This is a genomic window from Olsenella sp. KH1P3 (assembly GCF_900167315.1).
In the GTDB taxonomy this organism is placed as follows: Bacteria; Actinomycetota; Coriobacteriia; order Coriobacteriales; family Atopobiaceae; genus Olsenella_J; species Olsenella_J umbonata_A.
Genome location: NZ_FUWQ01000006.1, coordinates 98861 through 120059, shown reverse-complemented (window position 1 = coordinate 120059; position 21199 = coordinate 98861). Strand labels below are relative to the sequence as shown.

The window sequence follows — 21199 nt, the reverse complement described above, 5'->3', positions numbered from 1 at the left end:
GAGCTCTTCCCTTCCTTTACATGTGTTCCGGATCGGAGCGGTCCTCTTGGAGAGGCGTCGTCCGCGTCGCGCTGTGCGGCCCCCAGGGCACGGCGGCGAAGGCCCCGTGACAACAGAATGCCCCTAGTTGGTCAGCGGCCATGGCAGGGGAGGCACACCTGGTCCCATTCCGAACCCAGAAGTTAAGCCCCCGAGCGCCGATGGTACTGCGGAGTCAGTCCGTGGGAGAGCAGGACGCCGCTGACCAACTAGGGGCATTTCGCGTGGGGAGGCCCCCGGCTCTGCGGCCGGGGGCCTCCCCCCGTATGCCGGCGGGAGGCTGATGTTTTGAACCTTTCTACGGTGCCACTTTCAGAAAGAATTTCAAGTGACAGTTATCTGCAAAGAAATCTATCACGGTGGCAAAATCTTTCATGCATAACTCTTTCTTTTTGTTGAGCAATTGGATAGAACTAATCTTGATTCAAGGATGCATGCATCAATCCAATTGTGTAAACATAAATCAAAGGGTTTTAGCTATGATAAGTTCAAAAGATCTCATTGTACCCCCATGCAAGTATGCCAATGCTGTGGAGGCGTCTTCTGTTGGCCTTGGTCTCCTAACGCCGGACGACCTTTGCGGCATCTGCTCTCGCGTCGTTGATTCGCCATCTCACCTTATGTTTCTTGTTGCGGATTCTGGCCTTGGCAAGTCGTATGCCCTTGACTGTTTCGCTCGTCTCGCACGTCAAAACGGTGCTTTTGTTGACCAGGTTTCTTTCTGCGATTGTGACAGTCGTGAGGTTCCTTCTCGCATGGGGCGTTATGCACGAAGCATAGTCTCATCCGCTGGCAGCGGGGAGCGCTTCATACTAATTGACGGCATGCCCGCCGCAGACGAGTTTGACGCGGACCGTGAGGCCAATGCGCTCGCCAGGCTGTCTGGACAGGGCTTCTCGGTGATTGTCGCTCTTCGTCCTGAAGAGGCCACTCTAGTGGACTCTTGCCATGGGTACGCCATCGTTAGGAGCCGAGACCTGATTTGCCCAATTGAGGGAGACAGCAAGTATCTTTGGCTTGCCAATGGGGTTCCTGCGCTCGCAAGCTCTTTTGTTGGCGTTTCTGAGCACGCCTCTCGAGGTAACGTCCTTCCCGCTTACGTCGAAGCCCTTAGGGCTTGCGTCACCTCTGCGGTGCGAGATTCCCTTACGGATGAGGAGAAGCGGGTGCGTCTCGCTATGATTCTTATCGGCCGGGGTGACTTTGACGATCTTTCAGACGTCTGTCGCTTCGATGACGATATGGCTGCGTCGCTGGAAGCAGACGCGCTCTTTTTCGGTGCTAATCTCCTCGCGCGAACTTTTAGTGTTGCTGGAGTGTGTGACGACACTCTCTTCTCCGCGGCACTGCCGGGCCTCTATGGATGCCTTGATTCGTCGGAGGTCGTCATTCAGAGTGCGGCGTGCACGCTCGCTCGCCTTGGCGAGTATGGCCGTTGCGCTATCGTCGCAGGTCTGAGTCATGATGGAGCTTTCCTGAAAGAGCTGTCGTGCGATTTCGGCGTCGACTTCATCAACGCGGGCGCTTTGGCGCTTGTGGATGCGCACCTTCCCCAGCAGTCGGAAATCGAGTGGGCAGATACGGTTCTCGCACGCCGCTCGTGGGCCTTCTGGGCCGCGAGGTCACTTGAGGGTGAGCAAGGTGACCTGCCAAAAGTCCTTGGCCTTCCAGGTGATGCTCCCCTTACATTTGAAGAGGGCACTCTTCCTGAGCCCCTTGGCGGACATGGCGAGGGGTCCGAAAACGGCCTTGCCGCGTGTTCAGGCGGAGGATCTGGGGATGGTCTCGAGTCGAATCATTACTACGAGCGGCGTTTGCCGTACATCTCACCGAGCGACGACGTCAACCAGCAGATGAAGGCATGTCTCTTGTGTCTCTCGCGCAAGGCGCTGGCGGGGATGGTGACGCACTATTCTCCCGATCCTCGCTATGGGTGCCAAGACGAGTTCGCGCTGCGCCTCGTCGAGCATCTCAACGCGTGCAGAGACTTGATAGATGGGCACTTCTCAGATGTATATGAGTCCTTAATAAATTCAGAAGCTTGCGTGCATGTAAATGACCTGACATCGCTGTTTATACACGACGACTTCAGAATTGCGTCATTGCTATTGGGCGAGCGCGGCTCAAGGGATGACGAACTTGGGCGAGAGTCTCTGAAACGCGTCGTCTCATCGACTGGCTCTAAGCTTTTGGAGGCATACCGCGACTACTTCAACGAGGCTCTGCGGACCGTTATGGGGTTTGACGCCGTGTTCAGGAATGCGGAGAGGGCAATCTCTCGTGCGTCGGCCCATGGCGACCGCGTTGCCGAAATCGTGTTTCTGCTGGCTGCGGCTGTAGGTGACGTGAGGCTTGGCAGCTGCAAGAGGGGCTATGTCAGGGCGCGCCAAGCAATAAAGAGGGCCGATGCCTGCGGTTGCACCTATTTGCGTGATGCTGCCACGCTCATCACGTATGCAGCTGAGGCTAAGCTGGGAGAAGAGCTATCGTATCGTCCCGGCGAGATCGAGAATGGTGCGCTTGGCGACCTTGCCCGCATGCTCTACAAGGCCTGCGTGGGCGATGACTCGAGGGTGAGGCTTGACTCGCTGAGCAGAAGCGGCGTGTCCCATGAAGTGCGCTGGGCTCTTTGGTTCCTGTGCAATGACCTTGGGGATGCGTCCGAGTGTTTCCGAGGGCTTATCCCGGCAAACTGGCGACGCGTTTCGGGCCGTGCGGTGCCGGGGGTCGAGGAGCGTGACGATGACTCGGGCTCGCTGACGCCGACCGTTCCGCCCGCGGGTGAGGCGGATGCCAAGGCGAAGCGCGTCCAGGTAAAGGTTTTGGGCTCATTCGAGGTTCGCGTTGACGGCCGCCTGGTGCCGTTTTCCCGAATCAACAAGAGAAGGGCAAAGGATGTCCTTGCGCTTCTCGCCCTCACGCCAGGGCACAAGATGCGCAAGGTCGAACTTCTCCGTTGCATTTGGGGCGAGGACGACTATGCCACGGGGGCTCAGAAGCTCTATGAGGCCATTGCATCTCTCAGGTCGGCGCTCGGCGGAAGGTACATGGGGTTCGATCCCGTGCACAGCTCGCGGCACGGTGGGTATGTGACTGTCGGCGAGGGTGATGTCGAGTTCGACGTGGACCGCTTCAACGAGATCTGCCAGCGCGTTCTTGCGGGCGGCTGTGACGATGAGGCGAGGGCGCGGAAGGCCGTCGTCGTCCATCAGATGTATGAGGGTGGCCCGGCTTACGTGGCAAGTGACGTGACCGGCAACGCGGCGCGCAAGATTGAGAGAATCGATCGGCTCTATGCGAGCAGCTGCGTCGAAGGGGCACAGTGCGCCCTGAGGTCTGGTAGGTACTATCTGGCGGCCGAGCTCTCGCGCGCAGTTTTCGACAAGTGGCCGAGCAGGGAAGACGCGCTGCTCGTTCTGCTTGGCTCCCTTAAGGGTCTGGGCCTACGCTCCGAGGCGCTCTACGCCTTCCGAAAACACAAGACGACGCTGTATTCGGAGCTCGGGATTCGTCCGAGTCTGGAGATCCTCTCCATGGTCGAGGAAATTGTCGGCGAAGGACAGTCGGACCGAAGCGACGAAGGGGTGTCGGCGCAAGAGGGGCGCGAGATGGAGGAGGGCATCGCGTGCGACCCGTCGCCCTCTTCGAACGGCCCGTGCGACACGGCCGACGAGCCAACGGACATGGCGAGAGACGAAGGCGAGCCAAGGGAGCGAACGGATGCTGCAGACTCGCATGGGTTCGGCGCTAGTCTAGGCGGACGTGGGACAAGCGACATTGGCGAAAGAGGCATCGCAAGCTAAGAGAGAAAAGCTGGGGCCAACATAGGAAGGGAGCCGCCTGACGCGAGTCTGGCTCGCCGCGACCGAGCCGAGAGAGGTTCGGCCGCGGCTTTTTCGACCCGCATTATTCCTTGCGGGGGGGTGCTGTATTCGGCGGGCGGCACGTGATGCCGGGCGACTGGATTGAGTGCGACTAGAAGTCGGGCTATGGGTACACAATAGGCCGGAGAACGCCTGCAGAATGCTCCGGAAGCGGCCGAAACGCGCCGCCATGGTGCCGTTTTGATGGTTGACGCGTGAGAGGCACTGTCTGCGGGTGCCAATTGATAAAGTAAAAATCGCTGAATAGTCTGGGGAGTAGAGTCACGCTCTTCTCCCCTTGAGTGCCTAAGGATTTCTCATGCCCAACTTTTTCTCTCGTCTGTTGTCGCGTGGCGCCGACAAGCAGCTTAAGGAGATCGAGAAGATCGCCCAGAGCGTCAACGATCAGGAGCCCAAGTTCAAGGCCATGAGCGACGAGGAGCTCAGGGGACAGACGGCTCTGTTCCGCGAGCGCTACCAGAACGGCGAGACGCTCGACGAGCTTCTGCCCGAGGCCTTTGCGGCAATGCGCGAGGCGTCGTGGCGTACGGTTGGGATGAGGCACTTCGACGTTCAGGTCATCGGCGCCATTGCGCTTCACCGCGGCATGATTGCCGAGATGAAGACTGGCGAGGGCAAGACGCTCGTCTCCACGCTGGCGGGCTACCTGAACGCCATCCCCGGCAAGGGCGTGCACATCGTTACCGTAAACGACTACCTCGCCAAGCGAGACAGCGAGTGGATGGGCCAGATCTATCGCTTTATGGGCATGAAGGTCGGCCTGCTCCAGAACGGCATGAAGCTGAACCTCAAGAAGCCCGCCTACGAGGCCGACGTGACCTACGGCACGAATTCCGAGTTCGGCTTCGACTACCTGCGCGACAACATGGTCGGCAGGGCGAACATGCGCGTCCAGCGCGGACACTCTTTCGCCATCGTCGACGAGGTCGACTCGATTCTGATCGACGAGGCCAGGACGCCGCTCATCATCTCCGGCGCGGGCACGAAGTCTGCCGGCACCTACAAGGACTTCGCACGCGCCGTGCGAGGTCTCAAGCCTGACGTCGATTTCGAGATGGACGAGGCGAAGCACACCATTTCGGCCACGGACATCGGCCTGAAGAAGATCGAGAACAACCTGGGCATCGACGACATCTACGCCGACATGAGCGGCCAGCTTGTCAACCACCTCCAGCAGGCGCTCAAGGCCCAGTACATGTTCCATCGCGACCAGCAGTACGTCGTGATGGATGGCGAGGTCAAGATCGTCGACGAGTTCACCGGCCGAATCATGGAGGGCAGGCGCTACTCCGAGGGGCTGCACCAGGCAATCGAGGCCAAGGAAGGCGTCCTTGTCCGCGAGGAGAACCAGACCCTCGCAACCATCACGCTCCAGAACTACTTCCGCCTGTACGACAAGCTGTCCGGCATGACCGGCACCGCAATGACCGAGGATGCGGAGTTCCGAGAGATCTATGGCTTGGCCGTTCAGGTCATTCCTCCCAACAAGCCCGTCATCCGCAAGGACTACGACGACCTGGTGTACCAGTCGCTCGACGCGAAGTTCAATGCGGTTGCCGAGGACGTCGCGAGACGTCACGCCACAGGCCAGCCGGTCCTGGTCGGCACCGTCTCCATCGAGAGCTCTGACAGGCTCTCGAGGATCCTCGACAAGAGGGGCATCGCCCACGAGGTGCTCAACGCGAAGTACCACGAGCGAGAGGCGCAGATCGTTGCGCAGGCCGGCCGCGAGGGCGCGGTGACCATCGCCACCAACATGGCAGGCCGTGGTACGGACATCCTCTTGGGCGGTAACCCTGACGTTCTTGCCAAGGAGCTCATGGACCAGGACGGCATCGATCCGGAGGAGGTCACTCCCGAGCAGCGCAACGAGTACTTCGAGCGTGCTCGAGAGGTCTGCGCAAAGGAGAAGGACGCGGTCATCGAGGCTGGCGGCCTGTGCGTTATCGGCACCGAGCGCCATGAGAGCCGCCGAATCGACAACCAGCTTCGCGGTCGTTCCGGTCGTCAGGGCGACCCCGGCGAGACCCAGTTCTACCTGTCGCTGGACGACGACCTCATGCGCCTGTTCGGTGGCGACAGGATGGACAAGATCGCGCAGATGATGGCGAAGTACGACATGCCGGAGGACATGCCCATTCAGGCCAAGATGGTCACGAAGGCGATCGAGAACACGCAGCACAAGGTCGAGGAGATCAACTTCTCGATGCGCAAGAACGTTCTTGACTACGATGACGTCATGAACAAGCAGCGTACGGTCATCTACGAGGAGCGCAACAGGATTCTGGACGGCAAGGACCTGGTCGCCCATGTCGAGGAGGTCACCCACGACGTCGTCGAGCGTCGCGTGGGGGAGTTCTGCTCCAGCGAGATTGATTCGGGCGACTGGGACGTCAAGGGCCTTCGCAAGTGGGTCGCCGACCTTACGGGGAGGGCCGACCTTCCCGAGTTCGACGAGGACGCCGAGGGCGACGAAATTGAGGGGGTTGTGGACGACTTCGTCCTCAAGTGCTACTCCGAGAAGTCCGAGCGCCTCTCGGACGCCATCATGCATGAGCTCTCCGCCCAGGTCATGCTTCGCGTTATCGACACGCGCTGGATGTCCTACCTGCAGGAGATGGACTACCTGAAGACGGGCATCGGCCTGCGCGGCTTCGGCCAGCGCGACCCGCTCGTGGAGTACAAGGCCGAGGCGTACGCCGCCTTTACCGAGCTCGTCAACACGATGTACGAGGACTTCCTCCAGACCATTCTTCGCATCGAGCTCGCTCAGGGCGTCGCGCCCGCACCAACAAGCAGCGACGAGGCCGAGGAACTTCGCGGTGCGAAGTACTCGGGCCCCGGCGAGGTCGACGGCGACCATGCCGACGGCGTCACGAGGACGCGCGTCACGCGCGCCCAGGCCGTCCGGGGCGCTTCCGCTCCCACCAAGGCAAGCACCTACAGGAAGTCGGAGGACCCCAACCCGTACGTCAATGTCGGCCGCAACGACCCCTGCCCCTGCGGCAGCGGCAAGAAGTTCAAGAACTGCCACGGTAGGAAATAGCTCGCATGACAGGAATTACGCACGCAGACATCGAGGCGCTCAAGGCCCGTCTTGATGAGGTGGAAGGTTACCTGCACATCGACCTGCGCAGGCATGATGTCGCGCAGCTGGAGCGCAAGAGCGCGGAACCAGGATTCTGGGATGATGCGGAGGCAGCCAGCTCCACAATGGCCGAGCTGACGCGCGCACGCGAGGACGTCCAGAACATCGAAGACGCCCACCAGAAGCTCGACGACGCGGTCGCGGCGCTTGAGCTTGGCGACGAGGTGGGCGACGACGAGCTGGGGGAAGAGGCCGCGCGCCTCGCCGGGGAGCTCAGGAAGAGCCTCGCCGAACTCGAGCTTTCCAGCTGGTTTACGGATGACCTTGACCATGGCGACGCGATCGTCACCATCACGCCCGGACAGGGCGGACTCGAGGCACAAGACTGGTGTGACATGCTCTTCCGCATGTACCTGCGCTACTGTGACAAGCGCGGCTGGAAGGTCGACCTCAACGACGTCACGCCCGCCGAGGTCATCGGCTTGGATCGAGCGACCTTCACGGTCTCCGGCAAGAATGCCTATGGAATGCTCCGCGCGGAGAAGGGCGTGCACAGGCTTGTCCGAATCTCGCCTACGGACGCGAAGAAGCGCCGCCAGACGACCTTTGCCGGCGTCGACGTCGTTCCCGTCCTGCCCGATGACATCGAGGTCGAGATAGATCAAAACGACCTTCGCATCGACGTCTACCACGCGTCTGGCCCCGGCGGCCAGGGCGTCAACACGACCGACTCGGCCGTGCGCATCACGCACCTCCCGACCGGGACGGTCGTCACTTGCCAGAACGAGCGAAGCCAGCTGCAGAACAAAGCCGTCGCCATGCAGATTCTCAGGAGCCGCCTGTACGAGATGGAGCGCGAGAAGCGCGAGGCAGAGCTTGAGGCGCTGCGCGGCCCCAAGAGCGAGATCTCGTTTGGCAACCAGATTAGAAACTACGTCCTCTACCCCTTCCAGCTGGTGAAGGACACGCGCACCGGACTCGAGACGAGCAATGTCGACTCCGTCTTGCAGGACGGTGACCTCGATCCGTTCGTGATTGCCTACCACAGGTGGGCCGTTGGCAGAAAGGATGCCTCGTGAAGAAGGTCGACTGGCGCCGATATTTCAAGGAGGCCTTCCTGATCGTGGCCGGCTCCTTCGTGTTCGCCCTGGGCGTTGACTGCTTCGAGGTCCCCAACGGCCTGGCTGCCGGTGGCCTGACCGGTCTGGCGACCATTCTTGCGGCCATTGCCGCGAGCGTGGGCATCACGCTTCCCGTTGGTATCCAGACCATCGTCATGAATGTCCTTCTCCTGAGCTACGTCGTGCTCACGACGCGCGATTGGAGCTACGTCGCCAGAAGCATCGCGGGCATCATCATCTCGGGCCTCTTCATGGATGCGCTTGCGCCCGTCGTGCCCGTGCTCGCCCAGGGCGAGCTGCTGATCTCTGCGATCTGGGGTGGCGTGCTGGTCGGTGCCGGCGTGGGCATCGTCTTCCTCTCGGGCGGCAACACCGGTGGCACCGACATCGTCGCTCAGCTGCTGAACAAGCCCACCGGCCTGCCGCTGGGCACGCTGAGCATGCTGGTCGACGGCGCGATTGTCCTGGCGTCGATCCCCGTGTTCTCGGTGCGAAACGCGCTTTATGCCGGCATCGCAATGTACATCGGCGGCGTGGTGATCGACATGGTGGTCGACGGTCCCCGGACGGCGCGTGTGGCCTACATCATCTCGCACAGGCATGACGAAATCGCCAACAAGATCCTCTACGAGATGGGTCGCGGCTGCACGGAGCTGCAGGCCAGGGGTGTCTGGAGCGGCAACAGCCGTCCGGTTCTGATGTGCGTCCTCGGCCGAACCGAGACTGCGCGCCTCAAGGGAATCGTTGCCGAGCTCGACCCGGACGCCATCGTGATTGTCTCGGAGGTGCACGAGGCCTTTGGCGAGGGCTTTGGCGAAATTGGCCCCTCATAAATGGACAATCTAAACACCTTGGCTGCATTTTCGTAGGCATTGTGCGACTTTTGGTGTTTGGTTGTCGCAAATTTAGCTACTCGATCTCATCCTAGGGAGGCAAGGTGCTCGGGTCGCGTCCGCGCGGCCCGTTGCGTTTGACGCGAGAGCGGGGGCAAGGATGTTCCTGAGCGATTTGCTCGACGAGAAGTGCGTGCAGGTTGGCGTCGAGGCGCGTGACTGGCGCGATGCCGTTCGCAAGTCGTTCTCCCCGTTGGTCGAGTCGGGCGCGGTGAGCGAGGCATATGTCGCCGATGCCGTCGCAGGGGTCGAGAAGTACGGGCCCTACTATGTCGTCTGCCCGCATGTGGCCCTGCCGCACGCAAGGCCCGAGTCTGGGGCCAGGCGCATGGCGATGGGCGCGTGTATTTTGTCCTTGCCAGTGAGCTTCGGGGCGCGCGAGAATGATCCTGTCAGGTATCTGTTCCCCCTCAGCGCGACCGAGGCGGATGGGCACCTTGAGGTTTTGGCACGTTTGGCGGACCTGCTCTCGGAAGAGCGGTTCCTGTCTTCTATGGATGGGGCCCAAGCCCCGGTTGAGGTCGTGGAGATGATCCGCGACATGGAAAGGAGTCTCTAATGTCTCAGAAGTTCCGCGCTCTTGTTTGCTGCCGCGCCGGCATGGGTTCCTCCGCGATGCTCAAGATCAAGTGTGACCAGGTCATCAGCGAGGAGGGCTATCCCATCGAGACCTCCCAGGGCAACCTTGACGCGCTGATGGGCTTTGACGGCGACCTGGTCATCACCATGTCGGACCTTGCCGAGGAGCTCATTGAGGACGGCAACCACAAGTACGTTGCGGGCATCCGCAACATCGTGGACAAGAAGGAGATCAAGGAGGCCCTCGAGGCATTCCTTGCTTCCAAGAGCGAGTAGCCAATCGGCGTCGGCGGCAGTCCTTCTTGCCCCTGATGCCTTGAGATATGCCTAGAAGATGGTTGGACGAGGTTTTGCCCGGCCATCTTTTTAGCGTTCGCCAAGCCTAAGCTCACGCAGACGGAAAACGGTGCTGTGCATTCGCGACAATAGCGATATGGTATCTACCTGTGGGCTGAGCCCATGAACTGTTTTCCGGATTGGCGGGCGACCGCCATCGAAGGGGGAGCGTACATGAAGTTCTTTATCGACACCGCCGACCTCGACGAGATTCGCGAGGCAGCAAGCTGGGGCGTCCTCTCTGGCGTTACCACCAACCCGAGCCTCTATGCCAAGACTGGCGGCAAGCTTGCGGACTTCGAGGACCACATGGTCAAGATCTGCAGCATCTGCGAGGGGCTGCCCGTCTCCGCCGAGTCCACCGCGGAGACCACCGAGGAGATGATCGCCGAGGGCAAGCGCCTTGCCTCGCTGGCCCCGAACATCGTCGTCAAGCTCCCCATCTGCGAGGCGTCGCTGCCCGCGACCCACGCCCTTGCGGCGGAGGGCATTCGCGTCAACATGACGCTCGTCTTCTCGGCACCCCAGGCGCTTCTCGCCGCCCGCGCCGGCGCCCGCTACATCTCTCCCTTCGTCGGTCGCTTTGATGACATTGGAGACGACGGCTTGGCCCAGCTCGAGACCGTCATCAACGCGGTCCAGAACTTTGACTATGGCTACTGGGACGAGGAGGGCGGCCCCGAGATCATCACGGCGTCCGTCCGCACCCCGAACCACGTCACGCAGGCCGCCCTCATGGGCGCCGACATCGCCACGGTTCCGTTCGCGGCGCTCAAGAAGTGCGTGCACCACCCGCTGACCGACCAGGGCCTTGTCAAGTTTGCGGCCGACTGGAAGAAGGTTGTTGAGGGCTAGCTCCTCCAACAGGGAAAACTTGGGCCCCGGGGGGCGCGGCGATGGCCGCGCCCCTTTTGCGCTCTGCTTTAAATGTGCGAGCGGCGAGGTAGCTTTGTCGTTGCAGGCCTTGCGTGTAGAATCATGATATCTGTCAGTATCGCTATGTAGAAAAAGGAGCTCTTGTGGCCAACCACTTTCGCAGCAGCGAGCGGCAGGGGAACGAAGAGAACGTCGCTTCGACTCCGCTGGATGCGCAGGACGTAGAGCAGGCACCGCTGACTTCAGATGCAAGTCTGGATGACACGGCCGCCGGCTATTCCGAGGGACGCACGGGAGGCGCTCACTTCGCGGCGCCTGCAGACGATCCCGTGCCTGCGTACGCGGCGGACGAGACACCGGAGCCTTCTGCGGCGCCGGCGGCGGAGCCCTTCGCGGCTCCGGAGCCCGAGCCTCAGCCCGCACCCGTCCAGGGCGAGGGGCAGAGCGCAATGGTCGTCTCGGATGCGCCAGAGTCTAACGACATCACCGCGCAGCCGGGGTTCACGAGCGTCTTCGCACCTCTGCAGGATGATGGGTCGCAGGTTATCCCCCACACGGGAAAGCCGACCATCTCGCTCAGAAACGCAACACTCATCTACCCGGCCCAGCCCAACAAGCCCGCACTCGAGGACGTGAGCCTCGACATCTACCCCGGCGAGTTCGTCTTCGTCGTCGGCCATTCGGGCTCGGGCAAGTCCACGTTCCTCAAGCTCCTCACGCGAGAGCTTCGCGCGACGAGCGGCCAGGTCATCGTGGCCGGACAGGAGCTGACCAAGCTGCGCAACAGGAAGGTTCCCTACCTAAGGCGTCAGATTGGCACGGTCTACCAGGACTTCAAGCTTCTTCCCGACAAGACGGTCTACGAGAATGTCGCCTTTGCGCTTGAGTGCATCGGCAAGCCTCGCGCCGTCATCAGGGCGCAGGTCCCCGAGACGCTGCGTCTGGTCGGCCTTGCCGAGAAGATGGACAACTATCCCGACCAGCTCTCGGGCGGCGAGCAGCAGCGCGTCTCTGTTGCTCGAGCGATGGTCAACCGCCCGCCGCTGCTGGTCTGCGACGAGCCTACGGGCAACCTCGACCCCGCAATCTCGCTCGGTATCATGAGACTGCTCGACCGCATTAACCGCACCGGTACCACCGTCGTCATGGCAACCCATGACCGCGAGATGGTTGACTCCATGCGCAGACGCGTCATCGCGCTTGAGGCGGGTCACGTGGTCCGCGATCAGGAGAGGGGAGGCTACGGTTACTATGGTGCCCTCTAACATTGGTTATTCGCTTCGCGAGGCGGGACGTCACTTCCGCAGGAACTGGTCTACGGTTCTTGGCGCAATCGTCACGATCTTCCTCTCGCTGTTCGTCATCGGCCTGTTCGTCATCGGCTCCGTAATGGTCACGAACCTCGTCGGCAGCGTCGAGGACCGTGTCACCATCCAGGCGTTTATTGCCGACGACGCCAACCAGGAGGATGTTGACGCCCTCCAGGCGAAGGTCGAGAGCTGGGGCAGCGTGGACTCCGTTGCCTACAAGAGCAAGGAGGAGGCGCTCAACGAGTACAAGGAGACGATGAGCAATCGCAACGCCGCCGACGCGGTCGCGGCGCTCGATGGTCAGAATCCTGTTCCCGCCTCGCTCGTCATCACCCTCAAGGACCCCAAGAGCGTTGAGGACGTCGCTTCTCAGCTGACCTCCGACTCCGACTTCAAGAAGGTTGCAGACGACCACGACAACCCGACGAATTCGGTCCAGTACGGTCGCGAGACGGTCGAGCGTCTGTTTAGCGTCACCTACTACCTGCGCATCGGCGCGGTCGTGCTCGTGGCCCTTCTGGCCTTTATCGCGTTCGTGTTCATCAACAACACGATTCGCCTGGCCATTGCCGCTCGTCGTCGTGAGATTGCCATCATGCGTCTCGTCGGCGCGTCCAACGGCTTCATCCGCGGGCCGTTCATGACCGAGGGCATGCTCGAGGCCCTCATCGGCTCCATTCTCGCGGTTATCGTTCTTCACGTGGGCATGGGGCTGGTCGTGCCCAAGCTTCAGAACAGCCTGCAGTTCCTTTCGTTTGAGCTGCCGGTGCACGTGCTGGTGCTGACCTACATCTCGCTGGTCGTCATCGGCATGCTGCTGGGTCTCTTTGGCTCGATGATCGCAATGAGGCGCTACCTCAAGGTCTAGCGTCGGGCTCGTTGAGGCCAATGCTTAAGCGCGCGTGGGCGGCGCGGTCGTTAGGCCGCGTCGCCCATTTTGCAAAGGAGGGAACACATGGGTCGCAAGCGTCCCCACAGGGGAAATCGTCGCCGGGGGTTCGGCTCCGCCCATCGCAAGCCGAAGGTCTTTCTGGATGGCACCATCCGTGTGTTTGGGCGGGGCGTGGCCGAGGTCAGCACATCGGAGGGGACGTTTCCGGTGGCCCGAGGCGGCATTCGCGAGGCCATGAGCGGAGACGAGGTGCAGGTAAGCATCTCTTCGCGCGGCGGAGAAAAGCGCGCCTACGTCCAAGGGGTCATCACCAGGGCCACGGAGTCGTTCCTGGGCACCTACGAATGGATCGACCCCCTGGGTGCGGTCTCTCCGCTGGATGCGCGCATCAGGCGCGACTTCTTCGTGGTTCCGCAAGACGACAGCGCCCGCAAGAGGGGCGTGCGGACGGGCGACGTGGTGGTCGCGCGCATCATGGAGTACCCCTCGCGGCGGAGCGCCGGCGTCGTCACCATCGACCGGCGCGTGGGCTCCGCGGACGAGCTCGACCTCAACGTCGAAGCCGTAATCGCCTCCAACGACCTCGTCACGGAGTTTCCTGCCGCGGCGCTCGAGGAGGCAGCCGCCGTTCGCGTGGATGCGGACGAGGCTCTTGTCCGCGACCGGCTGCGCCGTGACCTGCGCTCGTCGTGTGCGGTGACCATCGACCCCGCTGATGCGCGCGACTTCGACGACGCGGTCTGCGCGCGCGAGGTGGACGACGGCTTCGAGGTAGAGGTCCACATCGCGGACGTCTCGCACTACGTGGCGTGGAACTCCGCGATAGACAACGAGGCTAAGCGCAGGACTTGCTCCGTCTATCTGGTCGACCGCGTCATCCCAATGCTCCCCGAGGCGCTTAGCTGCGACGCGTGCTCGCTCAGGCCCGGCGAGGACCGACTCACGATGAGCGTCGTCATGCGCCTGAGCAAGCGGGGCGAGGTCGTGGGCGGAAGCGCCGGCCCGGCGGTCATTCGCTCGCGTGGTCGGCTTGACTACGATGCAGTCGACGCGCTTCTTGCGGGGGATGTCGATGCCAGCGGGCTTGCGGTTGAGGAGTCGTCGCGCCTGGAAGTCATGACGTCCCTTCGCCTGCTCGACAAGATCGCCCGGCTGCGCGAGGGCATTCGGCATCGTCGTGGCGCCATCGACTTCGAGACGCGCGAGGCCAAGGTGGTCCTGGACGAGAAGGGCGCGCCCACGGGGGTGAGGGTGCGTCGCAAGACGAGGGCGACGAGCCTGGTGGAGGAGGCCATGCTCATGGCCAACGAGTTCGTGGCCGGAGTGCTGGGCGACGCCGACGTGCCCGCGGCCTATCGCGTCCACGAGCCGCCGGCGCACGACGACCTTGTCTCGACCATCCCCATTCTTGAGGAGCTGGAGCTAACGGACCCGAAGACGCTTGCCGGGTTGGTTGCGGGCGAGCCCGAGGCCATCCGCACGGTTCTGGAGCGCGCGAGGGGGACGGCGGGCGAGTACCTTGTGAACTCCGTGCTGCTGAGGGCGCAGCGCCGTGCCATCTACCTGCCCCACAACGAGGGGCACTACGCCCTGGGCGCACGCGCGTACTGTCACTTCACCTCTCCCATCAGGCGCTATCCCGACGTTTTGGTGCACCGTGCGCTGCGCGCGAAGCTTGAGGGGAAGCTCGACTCGCGTGACCAGGCGCAGGCGAAGAAGCTTCTGCCCCAGCTGTGTCGAACCTGCTCCGACCAAGAGCGCGTGGCCGACCGGGCCGCCCGCCAGTCCCAGAAGGTCAAGATGGCCCAGATGTATGCCGACCGAGTGGGCGAGTCCTTCTCGGGTGTCGTCACCGGCTGCACGCGCCACGGCCTCTTCGTCATGCTGGACGAAAGCTGCGCCGAGGGGATGATTCCCGTGCGCGACCTGGGCGACGAGTGGTTCTGGTACGACGAACGCAGGCTATGCCTGGTGGGGGAGGAGACCGGGCGTGAGTGGCGCCCGGGAAAGCGCGTCGCGGTGACCGTCGTTTCTGCGGAGCCGTCGCGTGGTCAGATAGACTTTGTGCTTGCGGGTCACGTGCGAGAATCAAGCCGCGCGTGACGGGGTAGGCTACACTACGCCTAAACGAGCGCCTGGCGCGCGGCGCGTCCGTCATGTGACGAGCCCATCGCGAAAGGCGAGAAGAACGACCAAAGCGGCAGCCGGGCATCCGGTGGCACTGGAGGACATATGGAAGAGACCAACATGACTGATGCCTTGGCTCATGCCGAGGGGCTTCTTGTCGAGGGGCACAACGAGGAGGCGCAGGAGCTTCTCTCTCGTCTGGCGGAGGACGCGGAGCAGTATGTGGACAGCAACTGCCCCACGACCGACGAGCTGCAGTGGTTCAGCTTCCCGTCCCTCTTCGAGCGACTGGCCTACCGTCGCGTCGAGAACGACCCGCGCGAGCTGAGGTCGGTAGGCGAGCCCCTCGACCGACTCTACGGCGACCTCGCCCTGGCCTGCGTGCGCAACGGCGACTACGACAGCGCGATGGCCGCGCTGCGCCATGCCGTGCGCTGGAACCCCATGGGCTGCGAGTACAGGCTCAACCTGGCCGACCTCTATCGCGTGGCGGGAGACCCCAACGAGTACCTCGCCCTGAGCTACTCTGTGTTCGAGCGCGCGAGCGACGCGCGCCACCTGGTGCGCGCGTTCGTGAACTTCTCGGAGTACTTCCAGGTATCCGAAAAGCCAAAGGCCTCTGCGGCCGCGCTGCGCGCCGCACGCAGGTTCGGCGTCGAGGACTCCGCCCTCAAGGCGGCGCTCGAGCTTGCCGCGGGAACCGACCACGACCCGGACTCCGTCGACGACGACGAGGCTCGCGACCTGCTGGCGCAGGAGGGGCTCCCCGACGGCGCCAACGCAGAGATGGCGGTCTGCCTACTTTTGTGCGCCTCCGACGCCGCGGCCGCGAGGGACCGCAACCTTGCGGCCGACCTCACGCGCAGGGCGCGCGACCTGGTCGGCGAGGGCGCCTGCATGGCACTGCTCAAGCTGATTCGCGAGGAAGACGACGAGGCGAGCCCGAGCGGCGCGGACGGCTATGCTGCCAAGGAGGGCGACGATGCCTAAGCGCGAGATCAAGCTGATCGCAAAGAACCGCACCGCCCATCACGAGTACGAGTTCGAGGAGACTTACGAGGCGGGCGTCGTGCTGACGGGGACCGAGGTCAAGAGCATCCGCGAGCGCTCCGCCCAGATTACGGACTCGTTCTGCATCGTGCGCGACGGCGAGGTGTGGATGCTCAACGTTCACATCCACCCCTACTCGCACGGCGGCGTGTGGAACGTCGATCCAGACAGACGCCGCAAGCTGCTGCTCCATCGCAGGCAGATTGACACGCTCGAGGGCAAGCTGCGCAACAAGGGCCTCGCCCTGGTGCCGCTTAAGATCTACTTCGACGAGCACAGCCGCGTCAAGGTGCAGCTGGGGCTGGGTCGAGGCAAGAAGCTCTACGACAAGCGAGCCGACCTTAAGAAGCGGCAGACTGACCGCGACATCCAGCGCGCCCTCAAGGAACGGAGCCGCTAGGCCGGCAGGCGTGGCAAAAGAGAAGGGCGAGCGCCTCCGGGTGGCAGACAGAGCTCTGCCGCCCGTTTTTCATGCCGCTCGCGGGGAAGCGGCTCTTGTCGGCGGCCTTGCGGGAATACTAGACTCAATGGCTGCCAAAGAGGAGGTCGTCTATGGATGTGTCCGCCCTGCATCGGTTCTCGAGCGGTCTGTATGTCGTCTCGGCCGAGGCCGATGGCGATACTGGGGCCTGCGTAATCAACACAGGGCTCCAGCTTACGAGCTCGCCCCTTCAGGTTGAGGTCGTGATCAACAAGCAGAACCACACGGCGGATGTCGTGCAAAGGGCCGGCCACTTTGCTCTCTGCCCCATAACGCAGGAGGCCGACATGCTCTTCATCGGTCGCTTTGGGTTCAGGAGCTCGGCCGAAATAGACAAGTTCGAGGGCATAGCCCGCGAGGTTGCCGCAACGGGCGACCCCTACACGCCGCTTTGCGCCGCCGCGGTTATTGCCTGCGAGGTCGTACAGACCCTCGACGTGGGGACGCACATCATCTTTGTCGGCAGGGTGGTGGATGCGCAGTCGCTTTCCGACGAGCCTCCGCTTACCTATGCGTACTACCACACGATCCTCAAGGGCAAGACGCCCCCTCGGGCATCTTCGTATACCGGTTAGCCGCCCGGACTCGGGCGTTCGACGTCCGACCCGTTGGGTCGGGCCTGGAGAGAGGGGAAGGGTATGGCAGAGGAGAAGTACAAGTTCGTCTGTACCGTATGTGGCTATGAGGTCGAGGTCGACACCCCGGAGCTTCCCGAGGACTTCGTCTGTCCCGTGTGCGGGGTTGGCCCCGAGATGTTCGAGAAGTCCGACGACTAGCTCGGGCGGATTTGTGGGCGGGCGATGATCGCCTCCCCAAGGCGACGCGTGACGAGTGCGTGACAATTCTCGTATCGATGGCCGGGACGGCGTACAATGTCGCCCCGGCCACTTGCGCCGAGAAATGCTTAACGAAATGATGGGGATGATCCTCTCTTATGCGCCGTGCCACGCAAACGTCCGAGTCCATTGAGCTTGCCGCCCTGCTTGCCATGTCAGGCGGCCTTATGGATGCCTACTCGTATTTGGGCCGTGGCAAGGTCTTCGCGAACGCGCAGACGGGCAACCTGCTTTTGCTGGGCGTTCACGCGGCCGCGGGCGAGTGGGCGCAGACTATCCAGTACGCCATGCCCGTCGTGTTCTTCGCCCTGGGTGTTGCCGTCGCGCACGGCGTAAGGTGCCGCTGTCACAACATCAGGGCGCATTGGCGGCAGATCTGCCTGGCGATCGAAGTGGTTCTTCTGGCGACGGTGGCGTTCGTTCCCGAAAGCCAGAACCTGCTCGCCAACAGCATGACCTCCCTGGCGTGCGGCATTCAGGTCCAGGCCTTCAGGAAGATTCACGGCGTGGGCTTTGCCACGACGATGTGCATTGGCAACCTCCGCGCGGCAACGCATGGGCTGACGGAGTTCTTCCACAGCGGGAATCGCAAGGCGCTCGAGAGCTCCCTGCTGCACTATGGCACGATCGTCTGCTTCGTGTGCGGCGCCATCCTGGGGTCTCGAATGCTGGGTCTCGTTGGTCTTCGCGCCATACTGGTGAGCTGTGCCATTCTGGTGGTCGCACTTTTGGTGATGAACTGGGACCGAGAGGTTGGCACGGCCGCGGCGGCGGAGCGCCAGTGGCTGCGTGCCCGCAGGAGGCGCCGCGTCACACGCGACGGCGAGTAACGAAACCTGCTCTGGCATTTGCGATGCGAGACGGGTACACTACTACCACGCTCGTTCTTGGGCGCGTTCCTTGACATTCGCATGGTGACAATCGGTCCCATCACCTCATGGGGGCGACTGGTTTCGACAGGGTGATTCTGAGGTGGGCAGCAAGCCGTGGTCTCCTCGCCACGTTAATCAGGGGTACCGTCAAATTTAATTGACAATGATTCTTACCAGGGCTATGCCCTCGCTGCTTAATTAATATTGCAGCCGTCAATCCGGGGATTGCTCCCGTTTCCGGTGCGACGTCATCTAGGGAGATGCTCCTTTGGACGTAGCTGGTATGCCAGGGGATAAGACTGAACCAACTGGGGCGCCGAGCGCGGGTTACCGAGCGCGACGCGCCCGAGATCTAATCGGCAACTGAGCTTGGAGACACCTGCCAGGGGATTGCTTTGGACCGGAGTTCGATTCTCCGCGCCTCCACCTGCGTATGAAGAGCTGGACACGACTTCTCTGAAAGTCGTGACAGCCGTTGAAGTATGGACGGAGCAAGGCTTTGTGCCTTGCTCCGCCCTTTTTGTTGTCAAGCGTTTTAGAAGCGCCCGGGCCTCGTCGTGCGACGCCGCCGCGCATGTCACGGCGCCTGCCGGCCGAAGATGCTCTCCGGCTCACGTGCGTGACGTCAAATTGTTAACTGTCGTAAACTCTATGGAGAGGCGATCGCGCGGGAAGAAGGGTGCGCCCATATGTTTTGGAATGGCGTTGCAGGCGTCTACGACGTCTTTGCCGACGGGGGCTTCGACAAGGTCATCGCCGGCAACGTGCTTCATCTGCTCGATGAGCCCCGGGCTGCGCTTGTGGAGCTCGGGCGCGTCTGCAAGGATGGAGGGATGGTCGTCATCCCGACGTACCTGGGCCGTCGTGACGACGGGTCTGTCCGAGGCCTTTCCGCGCTGTTGGGATGCATTGGCGTCAAGTTCGGAAAACAGCTGGACTTGGGCTCCTATTGCAGCCTGCTCCAGGCGGCGGGCTATGGAGAAGTGCATGTCGAGCTCATCGAGGGCCGTCTACCCTGTGCGTTGGGGACGATTCGGAAGACGCGACCGGTAGGGTGGAGCGAGGCCTAGCCCATACAGTTTCGATAGTAGAAGACGGCGATTTGCGTGCGGTTGCGCAGGTTGAGTTTGGCGAGGATGGCGCTGATGTGATTGCGTACGGTGCCGTCGGAAATGAAGAGCTCCCGGGCGATCTCCCCGTTGTCGAGGCCGTCTGCCACCAGGCGAACCACGTCGCGCTCGCGCTCGGAGAGGCCTGCGAGGGCGCCTTCGTCGCGAGCGGGTGAGATGCCGGCTCCCAGGGCCACGGCCTTCTCTAGGACCTCTCCCTCGAGGACGCGCTGCCCGCCCATGACGGACCTCAGCGCGGGCGCGATGGTCGAGACGTCCTGCTTGATGAGGTAGCCGCGGGCGCCCATCTTGAGCGCGCGCACTATGTACTCGTCGTCGGCGAAGGTCGTGAGGAACACGATCGCCGCGTCCGGGTGGGACGCGAGGATCTTCTCGGCCGCGGAAAGCCCGTCACGCCCCTGCATCTGGATGTCCATCAGCAGGACATCGGGCGCAAGCTCGTCGAAGAGGGATACGGCTTCGTCGCCGTCTGAGCCGCAGCCTGCTATCTCGATGTCGGGCTGCACCGAGAGGATGGTCGCGAGGGAGCGGCTGACGATCTTGTCGTCATCTACGATGAGGACGTTCATGATGCCTGCTTTCGGGGGATGGATGCGAACACGTTGAACATGCCGTCGGAGGAAGAGATGCGCAGCGTGCCACCCAGGGCCTGGACGCGCTCGCGCATGGACGAGAGCCCCATGCCCCGCTCGAGCAGACGCTCGAGATTGCTGCCGGGACTTGGGACGGATCCGTCGTTCGTGATGCTGACCTGCCAGAGGCCGGGATAGGAGGCTACGCTGACGGTCGCATGGCCGGCCCGCGCATGGCGCGCCGCATTGGTCAGGGCCTCCCTAGAGACCGCGATGACGCAACGCGTGACGTCCGCGGGAACGTCGTCTGGAAGGTCGCAGCGGACCTCGACGTTCTCGATGCCGCTTCCGCTTGCCAGTCGGTTGAGCTCTACCGAGAGGTCCGTGGCCGAGTCGGCCAGCGCGTGGACGCTCGAGCGCATGGAGTCCAGGGCCGCGTTGACGCCAGAGGCGATCTCGCCCAGCTCGTCGACAACCTGGCCGTCGTCGGCGTGAATTACCCTGAGCGCCTCGACCTGGAGGGTCAGACGCGTGAGCAGGTGGCCCACGCTGTCGTGGATGTCACGGGCGATGCGCGTGCGCTCGGCGAGCGCCGCCGCCTTGGTCTCGTAGACGCGTGCGTCCTCGAGCTGGCGGTTCTTCTCCCTAAGTGCCAGAACCTTGTCCTGAAGGTCGTCCTCGAGGGCGTGGAGGCCCCGCTCGGCGCTGGTCGCCCGCTGCGTCTTGCGCGAGAGCGCGACGGACAGGAGCGTGACCGCGACCAGCGTGGCGCACGGGGCCAGGCCAAGTGCGCCCGCGCGCCCCCACAGGACTATTGGGACGAGCGTGGCGATCGAGAGCGCCAGGCTCTGACGCGCAAGGTCGTAGGCAAACAGGGGGGCGCCGAACGCGGCGCCGGGAACGGCGAGTGGCAGGAGCGCAAGGGCACACGTCGCACGGGCGGCCTTGGGGCGATGGGGCTCGAGCAGCTCGTACGCCGCAGACGCAATCACCGCCAGAAGGAGCGCGACGATCTTGGGCGCGTCGGGCTCGTCGAGGGTGACGGCGAAGAGCGTGCAGGCCGCAGTCAGGAGCGTCTTGTCGATGAGTCTGTCCATGGCTCAATTGTAGGGG

The 21199-nt window shown here is 62.7% G+C and carries 18 protein-coding genes, 1 rRNA gene and 1 other RNA gene; 18 read left to right on the top strand and 2 right to left on the bottom strand.

The genetic code is table 11. From position 1 onward, the window contains the following. Positions 1-130 precede the first annotated feature (130 nt). From rrf to B5D13_RS07885, 18 genes are all read left to right on the top strand, one after another. Positions 131-246 (top strand): 5S ribosomal RNA (gene rrf, locus B5D13_RS07970). Positions 247-794: 548 nt separating this feature from the next. Further along, the gene (locus tag B5D13_RS07965; RefSeq protein ID WP_159444010.1) at positions 795-3842 is read left to right on the top strand and encodes an AfsR/SARP family transcriptional regulator; all 3048 of its coding nucleotides are present in this window, start codon (positions 795-797) and stop codon (positions 3840-3842) included. Between the two features lie 379 nt (positions 3843-4221). Then, positions 4222-6969, top strand: coding sequence for a preprotein translocase subunit SecA (secA, locus tag B5D13_RS07960; RefSeq protein WP_078687789.1), 2748 nt, complete (start codon positions 4222-4224; stop codon positions 6967-6969). 5 nt (positions 6970-6974) lie between these two features. Beyond that, on the top strand, positions 6975-8090 hold the full coding sequence (gene prfB / locus B5D13_RS07955; RefSeq protein ID WP_078687788.1) for a peptide chain release factor 2: 1116 nt from the start codon (positions 6975-6977) through the stop codon (positions 8088-8090). After that, complete coding sequence (locus B5D13_RS07950) at positions 8087-8965, top strand: YitT family protein (RefSeq protein ID WP_078687787.1); 879 nt, start codon at positions 8087-8089, stop codon at positions 8963-8965. Before prfB ends, B5D13_RS07950 begins: the two co-directional genes overlap by 4 nt. A gap of 160 nt (positions 8966-9125) precedes the next feature. Further along, a complete protein-coding gene (locus tag B5D13_RS07945; RefSeq protein WP_078687786.1) occupies positions 9126-9584 on the top strand; it encodes a PTS sugar transporter subunit IIA in 459 nt (152 codons plus the stop codon). After that, entirely contained in the window at positions 9584-9880 is a 297-nt protein-coding gene (locus B5D13_RS07940; protein ID WP_078687785.1) for a PTS sugar transporter subunit IIB, read from the top strand. The genes B5D13_RS07945 and B5D13_RS07940 overlap by 1 nt, the downstream gene beginning before the upstream one ends. A gap of 234 nt (positions 9881-10114) precedes the next feature. Further along, positions 10115-10795, top strand: coding sequence for a transaldolase family protein (locus B5D13_RS07935; protein WP_078687784.1), 681 nt, complete (start codon positions 10115-10117; stop codon positions 10793-10795). Between the two features lie 164 nt (positions 10796-10959). Beyond that, positions 10960-12081, top strand: a complete 1122-nt coding sequence (ftsE, locus tag B5D13_RS07930) for a cell division ATP-binding protein FtsE (RefSeq protein WP_090991485.1) — start codon at positions 10960-10962, stop codon at positions 12079-12081. Then, positions 12068-12994, top strand: coding sequence for a permease-like cell division protein FtsX (ftsX, locus tag B5D13_RS07925; RefSeq protein WP_078687783.1), 927 nt, complete (start codon positions 12068-12070; stop codon positions 12992-12994). The genes ftsE and ftsX overlap by 14 nt, the downstream gene beginning before the upstream one ends. Positions 12995-13081: 87 nt before the next feature. After that, the gene (locus tag B5D13_RS07920) at positions 13082-15121 is read left to right on the top strand and encodes a ribonuclease R family protein (protein WP_078687782.1); all 2040 of its coding nucleotides are present in this window, start codon (positions 13082-13084) and stop codon (positions 15119-15121) included. Positions 15122-15250: 129 nt separating this feature from the next. After that, positions 15251-16135 carry a hypothetical protein gene (locus B5D13_RS07915; protein WP_078687781.1) on the top strand — a complete coding sequence of 295 codons (885 nt, stop codon included), beginning with the start codon at positions 15251-15253 and terminating at the stop codon, positions 16133-16135. Next, the gene (gene smpB / locus B5D13_RS07910) at positions 16128-16595 is read left to right on the top strand and encodes an SsrA-binding protein SmpB (RefSeq protein ID WP_078687780.1); all 468 of its coding nucleotides are present in this window, start codon (positions 16128-16130) and stop codon (positions 16593-16595) included. Before B5D13_RS07915 ends, smpB begins: the two co-directional genes overlap by 8 nt. A 152-nt stretch (positions 16596-16747) precedes the next feature. After that, positions 16748-17251, top strand: a complete 504-nt coding sequence (locus B5D13_RS07905; RefSeq protein ID WP_078687779.1) for a flavin reductase family protein — start codon at positions 16748-16750, stop codon at positions 17249-17251. A gap of 63 nt (positions 17252-17314) precedes the next feature. Continuing rightward, positions 17315-17452 (top strand): rubredoxin-like domain-containing protein, encoded by a 138-nt coding sequence (locus tag B5D13_RS07900; protein WP_078687778.1) that lies wholly within the window; start codon positions 17315-17317, stop codon positions 17450-17452. Between the two features lie 158 nt (positions 17453-17610). Continuing rightward, positions 17611-18342, top strand: a complete 732-nt coding sequence (locus B5D13_RS07895; RefSeq protein WP_078687777.1) for a YoaK family protein — start codon at positions 17611-17613, stop codon at positions 18340-18342. Between the two features lie 109 nt (positions 18343-18451). After that, positions 18452-18813, top strand: a transfer-messenger RNA (tmRNA) gene (ssrA, locus tag B5D13_RS07890). A 260-nt stretch (positions 18814-19073) separates the two neighbouring features. Then, positions 19074-19454: a class I SAM-dependent methyltransferase gene (locus B5D13_RS07885; protein ID WP_078687776.1), complete on the top strand. Its 381-nt coding sequence runs from the start codon at positions 19074-19076 to the stop codon at positions 19452-19454. Here B5D13_RS07885 and B5D13_RS07880 read toward each other — a convergent pair. Both B5D13_RS07880 and B5D13_RS07875 read right to left on the bottom strand, forming a co-directional pair. Then, the gene (locus tag B5D13_RS07880) at positions 19451-20083 is read right to left on the bottom strand and encodes a response regulator (protein WP_078687775.1); all 633 of its coding nucleotides are present in this window, start codon (positions 20081-20083) and stop codon (positions 19451-19453) included. The two genes, B5D13_RS07885 and B5D13_RS07880, sit on opposite strands and share 4 nt — an antisense overlap. Continuing rightward, on the bottom strand, positions 20080-21183 hold the full coding sequence (locus B5D13_RS07875; RefSeq protein ID WP_078687774.1) for a sensor histidine kinase: 1104 nt from the start codon (positions 21181-21183) through the stop codon (positions 20080-20082). Before B5D13_RS07875 ends, B5D13_RS07880 begins: the two co-directional genes overlap by 4 nt. Between the last annotated feature and the right edge of the window lie 16 nt (positions 21184-21199).